Consider the following 16109-nt stretch of genomic DNA (forward strand, 5'->3'; position numbering starts at 1 on the left):
CGCTCGCGCGTCAGCGCGAGAACGGGCCGGACAGGGCCGCCCACTGCAGGAGCATGATCGTCTTCGCGTCGACGATCTGCACGCCGATCTGGGTCAGCGCCTCGTCGAACGAGAGCTCGAGGACCTCGATGTCCTCGCCCTCGTCGGCGAGTCCCGCGAATGCTCCGCTGCGGGTGCCCGCACGGTAGCGCCCGGCGTAGAAGTGCAGCTTCTCGGTGACCGAGCCGGGGCTCATGAACGCGTCGAACACGTGCTCGAGCCGGCCGACCTCGAGTCCGGTCTCCTCGGACGCCTCGCGGCGGGCGCCCTCCTCGGGCCCGTCCTCGTCCAGGAGACCGGCGGGCACTTCGAGGAGCATCCCGTCGAGGTCGCCGTTCACGTACGCGGGGTAGCGGAACTGCCGGATCAGGACGACGGTGCGCGCGTCGGCGTCGTAGAGCAGGACCGCCGCGCCGTTCCCCCGGTCGTACGTCTCGCGCTGCTCGCTGGTCCAGCTGCCGTCGCGGTGCCGGTAGTCGAAGCGGGTGGTGCGGAGGACGTACCAGTCGCTCGAGAGGAGGGTGACCTCCTTCACGACCACGTCGGGGTTCCCGACGAGGTCGAGGCCCTCCCGGTCGAGTCCGGTGCGGCCCCGCCGGTCGGGCTCGTCGATGCCGGCGATCACGCGCGTGCTCCCGTGTGCGTCATTCCTCAGCGGAAGTTGACGAACTGGAGGTCGAGCTCGAGGTCGGCTCCGCGCAGGAGCGCCATGGTCGCCTGGAGGTCGTCGCGGCTCTTCGAGGAGACGCGGAGCTCGTCGCCCTGGATCTGCGACTTGACCGACTTCGGCGCCTCGTCGCGGATGAGCTTGTTGATCTTCTTCGCGTGCTCCTGGTCGATGCCCTCCTTGAGGGTGGCCTCGATCCGGTACTCCTTGCCGGACGCGAAGGGCTCGCCCGCGTCGAGGCTCTTGAGGCTGATGCCGCGCTTGATCAGCTTCGACTGGAAGACGTCGAGGATGGCGTTCGCCCGCTCCTCGGTGTTGGCCTTGATCAGGATCTTCTCGCCGCTCCAGGCGATCGAGGCGCCGACGTTCTTGAAGTCGTAGCGCTGCTCGACCTCCTTGTGGGCCTGGTTCAGGGCGTTGTCCGCCTCCATCTTGTCGATCTTGCTGACGACGTCGAACGTTGAATCTGCCATGGCTCCGAGTTTAGCTTTCAGGCGTGGCGGAGCCCGGCCCCAGGCGCGGCTGGTACCTCTGAGGGGTGCGCCGCCTCCCCGTTCTCGTCCTCGTCCCGCTCGCCGGCCTCCTCCTGGCCGGCTGCGGCCAGCGGCCGCCCGCGCTGACGGTCGAGGAGGGCCTGTCCACAGTCCCTCCCGCGGCGACCGCTCCCGTCGCGGCCGACCCCGTCGTGCTGGAGGATCCCGAGCAGGCCGCGGCGACGCCGGTGCGACTGCTCGCCGACGAGGCGTGGCTGGGCACGGCGTCCGAGGGGAGCGGCATCCCGCTGCGTGCGCTCACCGCCTACGCGGGCACGGCCCTCCTCACGGCGTCGGTCGACCCCGACTGCCGGTTGGACTGGGCGACCCTGGCCGGCATCGGCTACGTCGAGAGCAGGCACGGCACGATCGACGGCGGCGAGCTGGGCGAGGACGGGCGGCCGACGGAGCCGATCTACGGTCCGCGCCTGGACGGAACGCGCTTCGACCGGGTCCCCGACAACGACGGCGGGGCTCTGGACGGCGACGCCGAGGTCGACCGGGCGATGGGTCCCCTGCAGATCATCCCGGCGACGTGGATGGCGTGGGCGTCGAGCGGATGGGATCCGCAGAACGTGGACCAGCAGGCGGTGACCGCCGCCCGGTACCTCTGCGACGCCGGCGGCGACCTCTCGACGGAGTCGGGATGGCGGGCGGCGATCGCGGCCTACAACCCGGCCGGGAGCTACGCGGGGAAGGTCGCGGAGGCGGCGTCCCGCTACGCGGCGGAGGCGGACTGAGGCCGCGCGGCACCGATTTCCGATCCGCCGGTCGCGTGGGTATCCTTGCTGAGCGCCTCCGGTTGTGAACATGCGGTCGGGTGCGCCACGGCGAGTTACCCTAGCGGCCAAAGGGATCTGACTGTAAATCAGACGGCGTAGCCTTCGGGGGTTCGAATCCCTCACTCGCCACCGAGCAGGAACATCCAGCAGACGCCCCGGCATCACGAGATGCGCGGGGCGTTCCGCATGTCGGGGGATCGCCCTTCCGGCGGAGCGCCTTTCCGGGGGAGCGCCTTTCCGGGGGAGCACCGGTCCGGCGGATCGCCGGACCCGGCCTCTTCGTCCCGTCGCACCTCGCGCGCCGTCGGCCCGGCCCGCGCCGTCGCCTCAGCCCCGCGCCTCCTGCTCCAGGAACCCTGCGAGGGAGAGCGGCGGCCGTCCGGTCCGCCGCTCGACGTCGGACGAGACGTGCTCCAGCTGTCCGGCGGCGATCGCGGAGTAGGTGCTGACCCAGGCGTCCAGCTGCCAGTCCGGTGCGTTCCAGCGGCGGCGTGACGCGTACGCCTCCTCGAGGGTCTCGTCGACGTACACGGCGGGGCGGCCCGCCGCCGTCAGGGTCGCCGCGACCTCGTCGAGGGTGAGGGCCTCGGGCCCGGTCAGCTCGTAGGCGGCTCCGCGGTGCTCGGAGGGGGAGCGGAGGACCGCGGCGGCGGCGCGGGCCACGTCCTCGCGCGCGACGACGGCGGCACGGCCCGATCCCGCGGGTCCGCGGATCGCGCCGTCGTCGCCGAGCATCGCGGGCAGGAAGTCGAGGTAGAGGTTGTCGCGGAGGAACGTCCAGCCCATGCCGGAGCGGCGGATCGCGTCCTCGGTGGCCGCGTGGTCTCGGGCGAGGGTGAAGACCGCATCGGGTGCGGCTCCGGCGAAGGAGGTGTAGACGACGTGCTCGACACCCGCGGCGGTGGCTGCACCGACGAACGCGAGGTGCTCGGCGCGGCGCTCCTCGTTCTCGGAGGCGGAGACCATCAGGAGGAGGCGCACGCCCTCGAGCGAGTCGCCCGCGTCGGCGAAGGAGGAGCGCACCACCTCGGCCCCGGGGAGCTCGGGCGCGCGGGACGGGTCGCGGACCAGCAGGCGGAGGGCGTGACCGGCGTCGGCGAGCTCGCGCGCGACGCGACCGCCCACGGCTCCGGTGGCTCCCGTGAGGGCGATAGGGGTGCTCATCCCCCCATGATGGGCCCGATCCCTAGGCTGGGGCCATGAGCGACAACGCCCCCCTCCTCGCCATCGCCCGCTCGATCGCCGTCGAGGCGGCGCACCTCGCCCGCCAGCGGCGGCAGGACGGTGTCGAGATCGCCGCGTCGAAGTCGTCCCCGGAGGACGTGGTGACGGCCGCGGACCGGGAGGTCGAGGAGCTGATCCGCCGGCGCCTGGCCGAGGCGCGTCCGGACGACGGCTTCCTCGGCGAGGAGTCGGGGTCGGGGGGCGGCACGAGCGGGCTGACCTGGGTCGTCGATCCGATCGACGGGACCGTCAACTACCTCTACGGCATCCCCTCCTACGCGGTCAGCATCGCTGTGGTGGAGGGGGAGCCGGATCCCGCGACCTGGACCGCGCTCGCCGGCGCGGTCGTGAACGGAGCGACGGGCGAGGTGACCACGGCCAGCCGAGGCGGGGGAGCCGAGCGGGACGGAGTCGTGCTGCAGGTCTCGGCTCCCTCCTCCCTCTCGCTCGCGCTGGTGGGCACCGGCTTCGGCTACGACGCGGGCCGCCGGATGCGTCAGGGCGCCGTGGTGCAGGAGCTCCTGGGCTCGGTCCGCGACATCCGCCGCATCGGCTCGGCGGCGCTCGACCTGTGCTCGGTGGCCACCGGGCAGCTGAACGCGTACTACGAGCGGGGCCTGAACCCGTGGGACCTCGCTGCGGGTGCCCTCATCGCCGAGGAGGCGGGTGCGCGGGTCGCGGGACTCGACGGCGCACCCTTCGGCTCCGGCCTGCTCATCGCGGCACCGGATCCTCTCTTCGCCGAGCTGGAGGATCTGCTGCGCCGCCTGCGCGCGGACGAGGTGTAACCGCTCTCCCAGGCCGAGCCGACAAGGATTCCATGCGCCGAGAGGCGGATCGGCGCAGGATCCCGCCGGGGCTCGCCGCGCGTCGTGCCCCGATCGCGCCTGTGCGCGGCGGCCTCTGGCCGGATCCCGCCGGCCGTGGTTATCCTTTATGAATTCGTGATGTTCGCACAGGCTGCGCTCACGGAGCCGAGCGGTGCCTCTCCCTGGAGGCCCGCTCGTCCCTTGCCCCCGACGGAAGACATCGATTTCGTGAGCCCCGATTCGCCCGCCCCCGCTGCCCCTGCATCGACCCCCGGCGAATCGACTCCACCCCTCTCCCGTCGCGAGCTCCGCGAGCGCGAGCGCGCTCTGGCCCTCGCCTCCGACGTCTCGCTGGCGAGCGGCTCCGACGACCTCCTCGCGGCTCCCACGGCGGAGCAGCTGCGCGAGGCGGAGCGCCGCGTCGCCTCGGTCCGCAGCGCCCCGGCGCCCGTCCCCGCACCGCGCGCGACGCCGCTCCGGCCCGTGCGCCGGGCCCGGGTCGGCGGACTCGTCGCCCTCTCCTTCGTCGCGGCCATCGTGGCGGCGACCTCTCTGCCGGCCACATCGCTCCTGACCGCGGAGGACGTGCAGGCGCAGAGCCTCTCGACCCCCTTCGGCGCCGACGCCCGCCGCGGCGCGCAGTCGTTCGTCGCCGGCGAGGTCAGCGCCGAGACGGTCGCCCGCGACGGGTTCGGCGTGCAGGAGCGCAAGACGCAGACCAACGTCGCCGACATCGTCCGCACCTCCGACACCGGCTTCACGAACGACCCGAACGCGTCGATCCAGTGGCCCTTCGCCGTCGGCGTGCCGGTGGGCGACCGCTTCGGCTACCGCAACTGCGCGGGCTGCTCGGTGAACCACGGCGGCACCGACTTCAACCCGGGCGACGGCTCGCCCATCCAGGCGATCGCCGACGGCATCGTGCGCACGGTCATCGACGGCGAGGGCTCGCTCGGCGTGCACGTGATCGTCGACCACGAGATCGACGGGCAGCTCGTCTCGAGCGTGTACGCGCACATGCAGCACGGCTCGGCGGCCGTGTCCGAGGGCGACCCGGTGAAGGTCGGTCAGCTCCTCGGCCTGGTGGGCACGACCGGCATGTCGACCGGCCCGCACCTGCACTTCGAGATCCGCCTCGACGGCGTGACGAAGGTCGACTCCTACCTCTGGCTCAAGGCCAACGCCGGGCGCTGACCCGGCGGCGGGACGCGGGAGCCGCCGGGCGGACCCCGCGGCCAGCTACTCCGCGTGCAGCCAGACCGTGGTGTCGGCGGGCAGCGCCGGCTCGTGCAGCTCCTCCGAGGACAGCACCACGGAGCCGACGGGCAGCTCGACCGGAGCCTCGCCGAGGTTCGCGATCACCGTGACGGCTCCGTTGCGGAACGCCACGACGTCCTCCGGGTAGCCCTCGAGCCATTCGACGGCGCCGGAGCCCAGGTCCTCGGCGCGGCGCACCGCGAGCAGGGACCGGTACAGCTCGAGCGTCGAGCCCGCGACACCGCGCTGGCGGTCGCGCGCGAGCGGCGTCCAGTCGCCGGGCTGCGGCAGCCAGGAGTCGCCGGTGCCGCTGAAGCCGTACGCGGGTGCGTCCGCCTCCCACGGGATCGGCACCCGGCAGCCGTCACGGCCGTAGCGCTCGCCGCCCGTGCGGAACCAGGTCGGGTCCTGACGCGCCGAGTCCGGCAGGTCGATCGCCTCGGGGAGCCCGAGCTCCTCGCCCTGGTAGACGTAGGCGGAGCCGGGGAGCGCGAGCATGAGGGCGGTCGCGGCACGAGCGCGGCGCAGCCCCAGGACGGGGTCGGGGAGTCCGGGCGTGCGCGGGCCGATGCCGTAGCCCTGCGGGTTGTCGGACGTCAGGGCCAGGCGGCTCGCGTGGCGCACGACGTCGTGGTTCGACAGCACCCACGTCGACGGGGCGCCGACGGCGGCGAAGGCCTCGACGGAGGAGTCGATGATGTCGCGGAGGGCGGGTGCGCTCCACGGGGTCTCGAGGTAGGCGAAGTTGAAGGCCTGGTGCATCTCGTCGGGGCGGACCCAGCGGGCGAGCTTGGAGAGGGGCTGCACCCACGCCTCGGCGCAGAGCACGCGGTCGTCCGGGTACTCGGCGAGCAGGGAGTGCCAGTCGCGGTAGATCTCGTGGACGCCGTCCTGCGCCCAGTAGGGGGCGGTGGCGGGCTCCTCGCCGTCGGCGGGAGCGACTCCGCCCATCGACCCGCTGTCGGCGGGCGGCGTGTAGTCGGGCAGCCCCTCGGCCTTGATCATCCCGTGCGCGACGTCGACGCGGAAGCCGTCGACGCCGCGGTCGAGCCAGAAGCGGAGGACCTCCCGGAAGCGCTCGCGCACCCACTCGTTCGTCCAGTCGAAGTCGGGCTGCGAGGTGTCGAAGAGGTGCAGGTACCACTGGCCGGCCGAGCCGTCGGGCTCCATGACGCGGGTCCACGCGGGGCCGCCGAAGACAGACTCCCAGTTGTTCGGGGGCAGCTCGCCCGACTCGCCCTGGCCGTCACGGAACAGGTAGCGCGCCCGCTCGGCGCTGCCCGCGGGAGCGGCGAGCGCCTCCTGGAACCAGCGGTGGGCGCTGGAGGAGTGGTTGGGGACGAGGTCGACGATGATCCGGATGCCCAGGGCGTGAGCGCGGGCGAGCATCGCGTCGAAGTCGGCCAGGGTGCCGAAGAGCGGATCGACGTCGCAGTAGTCGGCGACGTCGTAGCCCGCGTCCTTCTGCGGCGAGGTCATGAAGGGCGAGAGCCAGATCGCGTCGACGCCGAGCTCGGCGAGGCTCTCGAGGCGCGAGGCGATGCCGGGCAGGTCGCCGATGCCGTCGCCGTCCGCGTCCGCGAAGGAGCGCGGGTAGATCTGGTAGATGACGGCGGTGCGCCACCACTCGGCTCCCCGGCGGTGCTCGGCCTCGGAGTCGGGGCCGGGGGAGTTCTCGGGCGCGCCGGAGAGAGCGGAGTCCAGGGTCATGCGGTCGAGTTTATCGGGCGGCTCGTGGCCGCCGGGGGCACGCCCCCCGCCGTCCCGTACAGTCGACGGGTGATCGAAGAGACGCCGGACGAGGCCCGAGCCCGACGCCGACGGGCGCTGCTGTGGGTGGTGCCGCTGCTGGTGCTGCTGGTCGGCGGCCTGGTCGCCGTCACCCTCGCGATCGGCGGATTCGCGCTGCGCAGCATGACCGGCGCCTCCGCCGTGCAGCTCGTCCTCGTCGCCTAGGCGGTCGCGGCCGGGCCGTCCTCGTCCTCGGGCGGGGGCGCGGAGGAGGTGCGCGCCCGCTCCTCGGACGCGTGCACGGTCTCGGGCCCGGTCGCGCGGGCCTGCTCGTCGGCGCGGGTGACCGCCTCCGCGAGCTCGTCGGCGACGAGGTACCCGGGAGAGACGGCCTCGGCCCGGTAGGCCGCCCGGCCGACCATGTGCGCCGAGACGGGCACGGTCAGCAGCTGGAAGCCGATCACCAGCACGATGGTCCCCGCGGCGGCGAAGCCGGGGTTCCGGATGGCGACCGCGAGCATCACGCAGATCAGTCCGAGCACCTGCGGCTTCGTGCCCGCGTGCATCCGGGAGAGCAGATCGTCGAACCGCATCAAGCCGATCGCGGCCAGCAGCGAGAGCAGGGCGCCGACCAGCAGCAGCACAGCGGTGAGCACGTCGAAGAACAGGTCCATGTCAGTCCTCCTCGCGGTTGGCCATGAACTTGGCGACGCTGATCGATCCGAAGACGGCGAACAGCGCGAGCCCGAGCGCGACGGGCAGGGTCCGCGCGTGGTGGTTGACCGCCATCTCGGCGCCGATCCCGCAGATGATCGTCGCGACGAGCACGTCGGCCGCGACGACCCGATCGAGCACGGACGGACCGCGGAGGATCCGCACGAGCGCGAGCAGGCAGGCGGCGCCGAAGACCGGCACCAGGATCCAGATCAGCCAGTCGATCACCGGACCACCCCCGATCCGGCCTCGATCGGCCGATTCACGCGCTGCACGTCCTCGCGGGAGCCGATGGCCCGGACGATACGCGCTTCCGTCCGGAGGACCGTCCGGCGCACCTCGTCGATCCGCTCGCCCTCGTCGTGGGTCACGCCGAGCACGTGCAGGTAGAGGACGTTCAGCTGCGGGTCCACGTCGATCACCAGGGAGCCGGGGACGAGCGAGACGGCCTCCGTCGTCCAGACGAGCATCCCCTCGGAGCGGCTGCGCAGGTGCACGGCGACGATGGCGTTGTGGACCGGGACGGGCAGGGTCAGGATCTGCCAGGACACCCGCACCGAGGCCACCGCGATGTCGGCCAGCAGGCGCAGGAGGAAGAGGAGCACGAACCACGGGTTGATGCGGTTCGAGAACTCGACCGGCGGCAGGTAGAACACCCGGGTGATCAGCAGGGCGACCAGGAAGCCGGTGACGATCGACAGCACCGAGACGTCGTCCCAGAGCAGCACCCAGATCCCGACGAGGGTCACGAACATCGCGACGCGGTTCCAGATGTCGACGCGGCGGCGGGGGCTCATCGCGGCCCCTCCTCTCCGAAGGACGAGTCGCGGTAGACGGTCGCGATGTAGGTCGCGGGGTCGGCGACCGCGCTCGCCGCTCGCTCGCTCGCGTCGTAGAGGGGACCGGCGCCGACGGTCAGCACGACGCCGACGACGACCATCCCCGCGGTGGCGAGCACCATCATGGGCGGCGAGTGGCGGGTGCGGATGCTGCCCGTGTCGTCGGGGTCCTCCTGCAGCTGGTCGATCAGGGGCGACTCGTAGCCGGGCACCTCCTCCTGGCGGCGCCAGAAGACCATGTTCCAGACGCGCGCGACGGCGTAGAGGGTCAGGAGCGAGGTCACGGCCCCGGCGGCGATGACGGCCCAGATCAGCCACGACGGCTGGTCGACGGCCGACTCCGTGCCGGCGACGAAGAGCCCCACCTTGCCGAGGAAGCCGGTGAACGGCGGGATCCCGCCGAGGTTCATCGCGGGGATGAAGTAGAGCAGCGCCAGCAGCGGCGAGGCCTTGAGCAGCCCGCCGAGGCGCAGGATCGAGGTGGTGCCGCCGACGCGCTCGATCAGGCCGGTCGCGAGGAAGAGCGTCGTCTGCACCGTGATGTGGTGGATGACGTAGAAGATCGTGGCCGCGTAGCCGGCCGGGGTGCCCACGGCGATCCCGAAGACCATGTAGCCGATGTGCGAGACCAGCGTGAAGGACAGCATCCGCTTGATGTCGGCCTGCGCGACCGCACCGAGGATGCCGACGATCAGCGTCAGCAGCGCCACCACCAGCAGCACCTCGCTCAGCCTCCCGCCGGGGAAGAGCAGGGTCTCGGTGCGGATCAGCGCGTACACGCCGACCTTGGTGAGGAGTCCGGCGAAGACGGCGGTGACCGGCGCCGGAGCCGTGGGGTACGAGTCCGGGAGCCAGAACGACAGGGGGAAGACGGCCGCCTTGATGCCGAAACCGAGCAGCAGCACCACGTGGAGCACCAGCTGCACGTCGGCGGGGAGCTCGGCGATGCGGATCGAGAGCTGCGCCATGTTGACCGTGCCGGTGGCGCCGTAGAGCAGGCCGATGGCCGAGAGGAAGAACACGCTCGAGACCAGGCTGACGACCACGTAGGTCGTGCCGGCGCGGATCCGCGGCGCGGTGCCGCCCAGGGTGATCAGCACGTAGCTCGCGGCCAGCAGGATCTCGAAGCCGACGTAGAGGTTGAAGAGGTCGCCCGCGACGAAGGCGTTGAGGATGCCCGCCGAGAGGATCAGGTAGGTCGGGTGGAAGATCGTGACCGGCGTCTCGCGGTTGCCGTCGACGAGGCCCTGGCCGACCGAGAACAGCAGGACGCCCAGCAGGGTGATCGAGGTGATCACGAGCATCAGCGCGGCGAGCGGATCGACGACCAGCACGATGCCCCACGGCGGCTCCCAGCCGCCCACGTAGACGGCGCTGCCGCCTCCGTCGCCGGTGAGGACCAGCACGAGCATCACCGAGGAGATCACCAGCACGCTCGAGAGCGTCACGATGTTCACGGTGATCTGCGCGCGCCGGTGGCGTCCGAGGATCAGCGCGACGGCCGCTCCCAGGAGGGGGAGGGTGACGACGAGCGGGATCAGGGCGTTCATCGGTCCTCCTTCCTGTCGTCGGTCATGGCGCTCTCCCCGTGCTTGGCGGCGGTGCCCTCGTCGCTGGACTCGAGCAGGACGTCGAGCGCCCGGTCGTCGGCGGTGGTCTGGGCCGAGATGCCCGCCGCGTCCTCGCGGACGGAGGCGTCGGTCTCGTCGTCCTCCACCTGGTCGGCGTTGGCGAGGCGCCAGCGCCGGTAGATCATCGCCAGGAGGAAGGCGGACACCCCGAAGGTGATCACGATCGCGGTGAGGATCAGCGCCTGCGGCAGCGGGTCGGCCATCTCGGCGGCGATCTGCTCGTAGGAGCGCCCGTCGTCGGTGACGAACGGCGCGATGCCCGAGCGGCCGGCCATCAGCAGGATGAGGATGTTGGTCGCGTTCCCGACGAGCAGGAACCCGATCAGGATGCGGGTGAGGCTGCGCTCGAGCATCTGGTAGACGCCGGCCGCGTACATCACCGCCATCACGACGACGAGGACGAGGGTGATGCTCATGCGCCGTCCCCCCTGCCCGGTCCGCCGACGACCGTGGAGCCGGTGGGCAGCGAGGTCTCGAGCCCGTCGACCGTGCCCTGGCCGGGGCCGGGGGTGCTGTCGGTCGAGTGCGTGACGCCGTCGCCCGAGGGGGAGCCCTGCTCGGCCTCCTCGCCGTGGCGGTCGACCTCGCCGCCGAGGCTGCGGAGGATGTCGAGGGCGAGGCCGATCACGATCAGGTACACCCCGATGTCGAAGAGGGTGGACGTGCCCAGGTGGAGCTCGCCCAGCACCGGCACCTCGAGGTCGAGCCAGCTCGATTCGAGGACCTCGAGGCCGAAGGCGAGGGAGGAGACGGCGGTGCCGACGGCGAAGAAGAGGCCGAGTCCGAGGACCTTGCCCGCGTCGATCGGCGCGGCCTCGCCGAGCTCGAAGCGGCCGCCGGCGAGGTAGCGCGCGACGAGGGCGAGACCGGCGAGCAGGCCGCCCGCGAAGCCTCCGCCCGGGGTGTTGTGACCGGTGAAGAGCAGGTAGACCGACACGATCATCGCGGGGTGGAAGAGCAGGCGCACCAGCACCTCGAGCACGATCGAGCGGTTCTCCGGCCGGAGCGTGCGCCCGGCGACGAGCCAGGAGCCGCGGTCGCCGTCGCGCTCGGCGTCGGCGGAGGAGGCGGTCAGGTCCATCGCGCGCTCGCGGCGGTCGTCGGCGCTCTGCGACTCGAGGCGGGGAGCGCCTCCGGCCCGGCTGGAGAGGAAGATCAGGCTCGCGACGCCGGTGGCGACCACGACGAGGACCGAGATCTCGCCCATCGTGTCCCAGGCGCGGATGTCGACGAGCAGGACGTTGACGATGTTGCGGCCCTTGCCCTCCTCGTAGGCGAGGCGGGGCAGCTCGGCCGAGATCGGCGTCGCGGTCCGGGCGCCGAGGGCGATGGTGGCGGCGAGGGCCATGACCGCTCCGACCGCGATGCCGATGACGGCGCGCAGGCGCTTGCGCATCGGCTGGTGCTTCGCGGCGATGCGGGTCGGGAGGCGGCGCAGCACCAGGACGAAGACCACGAGGGTCACCGTCTCGATCAGCGCCTGGGTGAGGGCGAGGTCCGGTGCACCCTGCAGGGCGAAGAGGGCCACCATCCCGTAGCCGGTGGCGCCGGCCAGCAGCACGGCGGCGACCCGGTTGCGGGCGATCGCGCACAGCACCGCCGCGAGGATCATCACGGCCGCGACCGCGAGCTGGCCCGGGCTGTCCCAGAAGACGAGATCGCCCGGCCAGGTGCGGTTGAGGGCGGCCGCACCGCCGACGCCGAGGACGAAGACCGCGAAGATCACCGTCAGGTAGCGGGGGAGCGAGCCGCGCTGGACGAACTCGGTGACCGTGCTGGCGACACGGTCGAGCCAGCGGACGGTGGCCCAGTAGCCCTCGGCCGAGTCGATCCGGTTGGGCAGCATCGACTGCGCGCGCGCGACGGCGACGCGCTTGGCGAAGAGCAGGAGTCCGACGGCGATCACGAGGGCGCTGAGTGCCAGCGCGGGCTCGAAGCCGTGCCAGAGCGCGAGGTGGTAGCCGCCGTGGTCGGAGGCCTCCGCGGCGGCGGCGAGCTCCGGGTCGGCGTCCGGGGCGGCGTAGGGGAGGGTGTCCGCGTAGACGGCGACGAGCGGGTCGAGCACGGAGGCGGCGATCCCGCCGATCATGCTGGCGGCGGCCAGCAGCACCGGGGCGGCGGTGAAGGTCCACGGCTCGGCGTGCAGGTGCGTGTCCTCGAGCCCCTTCTTCCGGGCGAAGGCGCCCCAGAAGAAGCGCGCGGAGTAGGCCACGGTGAGGATCGAGCCGAGGACGAGGCCGACCAGCGCGACCCAGGCCCAGAACGAGCCCTGCTCGATCGCCGAGATCAGGCTCGTGAACACGGCCTCCTTGGCGACGAAGCCCAGCAGCGGCGGGATGCCCGCCATCGACAGCACGCCGACGAGGGCGGCGCCCGCGAGCACCGGCGCCTGCCGTCCCAGGCCGCTGAGCTTGCGGAGGTCGCGCGTGCCGGCGCGGTGGTCGACGATGCCGACGGTGAGGAAGAGCAGCGCCTTGAAGAGGGCGTGGGCGACGAGCAGGGTCAGTCCGGCCAGCGCGGCGTCGCGCGAGCCGAAGCCGACGGCGACGGTCAGGAAGCCGAGCTGGCTGACGGTGCCGTAGGCCAGCACGAGCTTGAGGTCGTACTGCCGGAGCGAGCGCCAGCCGCCGACGAGCATGGTCCAGACTCCGACGCTCACCACCACGGGCAGCCAGACGGAGTCGTCGGCGAAGCCCGGCGCGAGGCGCGCGACGAGGTAGATGCCCGCCTTCACCATCGCGGCGGCGTGCAGGTAGGCGCTGACCGGCGTGGGAGCGGCCATCGCGGCCGGCAGCCAGAAGTGGAACGGCACCAGGGCGGACTTCGAGAACGCGCCGAGCAGTACGAGCACCAGCGCCGTCGACACGATCGGGCCGGAGGGGGCGGCGGCGACGATCCCGGAGAGGCTGGTGGTACCGGCCTGCACGATCAGGACGATGATCCCGACCAGCATCGCCAGCCCGCCGAGAGTCGTGACCAGGAGCGCCTGGAGCCCGGCACCCCGGCTCTCCTTGCGCCCGCTGTAGTGGCCGATGAGGAGGTAGGAGAGGACGCTCGTCGCCTCCCAGAAGACGAAGAGGATGATCACGTCGTCGGCCGTGACCAGCCCGTACATCACTCCGGCGAACGCGGACAGGAGCGCTGCGAACCGGCCCAGCGAGGGCTCGTCGCGGCTGAAGTACGTCGCGCAGTAGGCGAGGACCAGGGCGCCGACTCCGCTGACCACGAGGGCGAGGACGATCGAGAGCGCGTCCAGGCGGAAGGAGAGGGCGATGTCGAGCGCGGGGATCCACGGCACGGACTCGCGGATCTCGCCGCCGTCGAGGATCGTCGGCAGGGCGGTCGCGGTGGCGACGAAGCTCGCGGCCGGGATCAGCGCCAGCGCGTAGAACGTCTTCGGCCCGAACCGGTCCATCAGCCAGGGGGTCACCACGGCGATCGCGAACGAGATCACGAGGATGAGGAGCATCACATGTTCCTCCCAAGGTGTACCCAGCGCATAAGTCGGTCAAGAATATCGGAGCGCCCTCCCGCGGAACCTGAGTGCGCGGAGGCTTGACGGCCCCGTCGTGATCCGCCAGGGCCCTACCGTGGGGAGCATGGCCCGCTCGCTCCTCCCCGACCAGCTCTGCCGACTCCGCGTCCACGACCTCGCGACGGGGGAGTCGACGACCGTCTTCGAGTCCGACTCCCTCCTCGTGGAGGCGCCGAACTGGACTCCGGACGGCTCCGCCCTGATCGTGAACGGCGACGGCGGCCTCTTCCGACTGCCGCTCCAGGGGACGCCCGTGCTCGAGCCGATCCCGCTCGACGGGGTGCCGGCCGAGCTCAACAACGACCACGTGCTCGCCCCGTCCGACGGGCTCGCCTACGTCTCGGCGCGCGACGGGCACCTGTACGCGGTCGAGCTCGACGGCTCCGCCCCCGCCCGCCGCCTGACCGCCGAGCGCGAGGGCGCGCGCTTCAAGCACTACCTGCACGGCGTCTCGCCCGACGGCGCGACCCTCGCGCTGATCGGCGGCGGTGACGCCTCCGGGCGGTGGCGGACCGATGTCTACACGATGCCGGTCGGAGGAGGCGCGCTCACCGCCCTGACCGACGACGAGCCGGCCGACGACGGCGTCGACGTCTCGGCCGACGGCCGCACCCTCGTCTTCAACTCCGAGCGGGCCGGAGGCGGGGCGCAGCTGTTCCGCATCGGCCTCGACGGCTCCGCGCTCTCCCGCCTGGTCGAGTCGGACACGGTCGACTGGTTCCCGCACGAGTCGCCCGACGGCGCGCACCTGCTCTACCTCGCCTATCCGGAGGGGACGGCCGGGCACCCCGAGAACGTCGACGTCGAGCTGCGGCTGCTCGACCTCCCCGGGCGCTCGTCGCTCGAGCCCGGCCGCGTGCTGGAGCGCCTCCACGGCGGGCAGGGGACGATCAACGTCTCCGGCTGGGCGCCGGACTCGACGCGCTTCGCCTACGCCGACTACCCGCGGCGCTGAGAGCCTGAGTCCTTGCCGCGCATGCGCGTGAGGGGGATCGATCACGGCGGGGAGCGGGTCTTGAATCGGGGGATGAGCATCGACAGCGCAGCATCCTCCTCCGTCACCCGCTCGCCGCTCGGCGACTCCGGCATCGACGTCTTCCCGCTCTCGCTCGGCGGCAACGTCTTCGGCTGGACCGCGGGGCGGCAGACCTCCTTCGACGTCCTCGACGGCTACACGGCCGCGGGCGGCGACTTCATCGACACCGCCGACGCGTACTCCGCCTGGGTCCCGGGCAACACGGGCGGCGAGTCCGAGACGATCATCGGCGAGTGGCTCGCGCAGCGCTCGGGGGACCGGGACGACGTGGTGATCGCGACGAAGGCGGGCCGCCACCCGCAGTTCACCGGCCTCGCGCCCGACACCGTGCGCGCGGCCGCCCGCGCCTCCCTCGAGCGGCTCGCGACCGACCGGATCGACCTCTACTACGCCCACTTCGACGACGAGGCCGTGCCGATGGCCGACATCGCCGCCGTGTTCTCCGAGCTCGTGGACCAGGGCCTGGTTCGCGCGATCGGAGTGTCGAACTTCAGCGCCGAGCGCGTCGCGGAGTGGCTGCGCATCGCGGGCGAGGAGGGCCTGCACGCGCCCGTCGCGCTGCAGCCGCACTACAACCTCGTGGAGCGCGGGATCGAGGCCGACCTGCTGCCCCTCGCCCGCGAGGCGGGGCTGGCCGTCGTCCCCTACTCCGCCCTGGCGTCGGGATTCCTGACCGGCAAGTACCGCGACGGATCGACGCCCGAGGGTCCGCGCGCCGACGGCGCCTCCCGCTACCTCGACGGCCGCGGCCGCCGGGTGCTGGCGGCGCTCGATGCGGCGGCGGAGGCGCACGGCGCCGAGGTGGCGACGGTGGCCCTCGCTTGGCTCCGCTCGCAGCCCGGAGTGGTCGCGCCGATCGCCAGCGCCCGCGTGATGGAGCAGCTGCCGGCGCTGATCGCCTCGGCCTCCCTCGAGCTGAGCGCCGAGGAGCTCGCCGCGCTCGACGAGGCGAGCCGGGCGTAGCCGCAGACGGGCGGCCGCGGGGGCGCGTCCCCCGCGGTCATCGACGCTCCGCGGAGGTGCTATCGTCTAACGGTGCCAAATCGCGGGCACGCCCCGAGAGGGGCTGTCAGACCCGCAGGTGCGCCCCCTTAGCTCATTGGTAGAGCACTTCCTTGGTAAGGAAGAGGTAGTGGGTCCGATTCCCACAGGGGGCTCCGTTCCCCGCAGGCCAGACCTGCGAAGAACGCGCGGCGGGGTAGCTCAGGTGGTTAGAGCACACGGCTCATAATCGTGGTGTCGCGGGTTCAAGTCCCGCTCCCGCTACAGCGAGAAGGCCCCGGTTCGCGCGTCGAGCCGGGGCCTTCGGCTT

At 72.3% G+C, this 16109-nt stretch carries 16 protein-coding genes and 3 tRNA genes; 9 read left to right on the forward strand and 10 right to left on the reverse strand.

What is annotated here, in order from left to right:
* Positions 1–10: 10 nt before the first annotated feature.
* Both C5C35_RS08665 and C5C35_RS08670 read right to left on the reverse strand, forming a co-directional pair.
* Positions 11–664: an NUDIX domain-containing protein gene (locus C5C35_RS08665; RefSeq protein WP_104260458.1), complete on the reverse strand. Its 654-nt coding sequence runs from the start codon at positions 662–664 to the stop codon at positions 11–13.
* A 26-nt stretch (positions 665–690) separates the two neighbouring features.
* A complete protein-coding gene (locus tag C5C35_RS08670; RefSeq protein ID WP_104223606.1) occupies positions 691–1179 on the reverse strand; it encodes a YajQ family cyclic di-GMP-binding protein in 489 nt (162 codons plus the stop codon).
* A 65-nt stretch (positions 1180–1244) separates the two neighbouring features.
* On the opposite strand from C5C35_RS08670, the gene C5C35_RS08675 reads away from it, so the two are divergent.
* Together C5C35_RS08675 and C5C35_RS08680 are read left to right on the forward strand one after the other, a co-directional pair.
* A complete protein-coding gene (locus C5C35_RS08675) occupies positions 1245–1979 on the forward strand; it encodes a hypothetical protein (RefSeq protein ID WP_104247936.1) in 735 nt (244 codons plus the stop codon).
* A gap of 89 nt (positions 1980–2068) precedes the next feature.
* Positions 2069–2150: transfer RNA gene (locus C5C35_RS08680), tRNA-Tyr, on the forward strand.
* Positions 2151–2348: 198 nt separating this feature from the next.
* Here C5C35_RS08680 and C5C35_RS08685 read toward each other — a convergent pair.
* Positions 2349–3185 (reverse strand): SDR family oxidoreductase, encoded by an 837-nt coding sequence (locus C5C35_RS08685; protein ID WP_104262960.1) that lies wholly within the window; start codon positions 3183–3185, stop codon positions 2349–2351.
* A 35-nt stretch (positions 3186–3220) separates the two neighbouring features.
* Between C5C35_RS08685 and C5C35_RS08690 the strand changes: the two genes are divergently transcribed.
* Both C5C35_RS08690 and C5C35_RS08695 read left to right on the forward strand, forming a co-directional pair.
* Positions 3221–4033: an inositol monophosphatase family protein gene (locus C5C35_RS08690; protein WP_104247938.1), complete on the forward strand. Its 813-nt coding sequence runs from the start codon at positions 3221–3223 to the stop codon at positions 4031–4033.
* A gap of 249 nt (positions 4034–4282) precedes the next feature.
* Complete coding sequence (locus C5C35_RS08695; RefSeq protein WP_181074939.1) at positions 4283–5248, forward strand: M23 family metallopeptidase; 966 nt, start codon at positions 4283–4285, stop codon at positions 5246–5248.
* Between the two features lie 45 nt (positions 5249–5293).
* Here C5C35_RS08695 and C5C35_RS08700 read toward each other — a convergent pair whose 3' ends face one another.
* On the reverse strand, positions 5294–7021 hold the full coding sequence (locus tag C5C35_RS08700; protein WP_104262961.1) for a glycoside hydrolase family 13 protein: 1728 nt from the start codon (positions 7019–7021) through the stop codon (positions 5294–5296).
* 69 nt (positions 7022–7090) lie between these two features.
* On the opposite strand from C5C35_RS08700, the gene C5C35_RS16970 reads away from it, so the two are divergent.
* A complete protein-coding gene (locus C5C35_RS16970; RefSeq protein WP_181067860.1) occupies positions 7091–7267 on the forward strand; it encodes a hypothetical protein in 177 nt (58 codons plus the stop codon).
* Here the strand turns inward: C5C35_RS16970 and mnhG are convergent.
* From mnhG to C5C35_RS08730, 6 genes are read right to left on the reverse strand one after another with little or no spacing between them, the layout of a single operon-like run.
* A complete protein-coding gene (mnhG, locus tag C5C35_RS08705; RefSeq protein WP_219812138.1) occupies positions 7264–7716 on the reverse strand; it encodes a monovalent cation/H(+) antiporter subunit G in 453 nt (150 codons plus the stop codon). The genes C5C35_RS16970 and mnhG overlap by 4 nt on opposite strands.
* Position 7717: 1 nt before the next feature.
* Positions 7718–7984 (reverse strand): monovalent cation/H+ antiporter complex subunit F, encoded by a 267-nt coding sequence (locus C5C35_RS08710; protein WP_308470711.1) that lies wholly within the window; start codon positions 7982–7984, stop codon positions 7718–7720.
* Entirely contained in the window at positions 7981–8553 is a 573-nt protein-coding gene (locus C5C35_RS08715) for a Na+/H+ antiporter subunit E (RefSeq protein WP_104234245.1), read from the reverse strand. The genes C5C35_RS08710 and C5C35_RS08715 overlap by 4 nt, the downstream gene beginning before the upstream one ends.
* Positions 8550–10145 (reverse strand): Na+/H+ antiporter subunit D, encoded by a 1596-nt coding sequence (locus tag C5C35_RS08720; RefSeq protein WP_104262962.1) that lies wholly within the window; start codon positions 10143–10145, stop codon positions 8550–8552. Before C5C35_RS08720 ends, C5C35_RS08715 begins: the two co-directional genes overlap by 4 nt.
* A complete protein-coding gene (locus tag C5C35_RS08725; RefSeq protein WP_104223614.1) occupies positions 10142–10642 on the reverse strand; it encodes a Na(+)/H(+) antiporter subunit C in 501 nt (166 codons plus the stop codon). Before C5C35_RS08725 ends, C5C35_RS08720 begins: the two co-directional genes overlap by 4 nt.
* A complete protein-coding gene (locus C5C35_RS08730) occupies positions 10639–13695 on the reverse strand; it encodes a Na+/H+ antiporter subunit A (RefSeq protein ID WP_104262963.1) in 3057 nt (1018 codons plus the stop codon). The genes C5C35_RS08725 and C5C35_RS08730 overlap by 4 nt, the downstream gene beginning before the upstream one ends.
* Before the next feature lie 130 nt (positions 13696–13825).
* On the opposite strand from C5C35_RS08730, the gene C5C35_RS08735 reads away from it, so the two are divergent.
* The 4 genes from C5C35_RS08735 (at position 13826) to C5C35_RS08750 (ending at position 16063) form a co-directional block, all read left to right on the forward strand.
* Complete coding sequence (locus C5C35_RS08735; RefSeq protein ID WP_104262964.1) at positions 13826–14716, forward strand: PD40 domain-containing protein; 891 nt, start codon at positions 13826–13828, stop codon at positions 14714–14716.
* 72 nt (positions 14717–14788) lie between these two features.
* Complete coding sequence (locus C5C35_RS08740; protein WP_104260450.1) at positions 14789–15760, forward strand: aldo/keto reductase; 972 nt, start codon at positions 14789–14791, stop codon at positions 15758–15760.
* A 122-nt stretch (positions 15761–15882) separates the two neighbouring features.
* Positions 15883–15954: transfer RNA gene (locus C5C35_RS08745), tRNA-Thr, on the forward strand.
* 35 nt (positions 15955–15989) lie between these two features.
* A tRNA-Met gene (locus C5C35_RS08750) sits at positions 15990–16063 on the forward strand.
* The last annotated feature ends 46 nt before the right edge of the window (positions 16064–16109 follow it).

Origin of the sequence: Rathayibacter sp. AY1F8 (genome assembly GCF_002932165.1) — a bacterium.
Lineage (GTDB): Bacteria > Actinomycetota > Actinomycetes > Actinomycetales > Microbacteriaceae > Rathayibacter.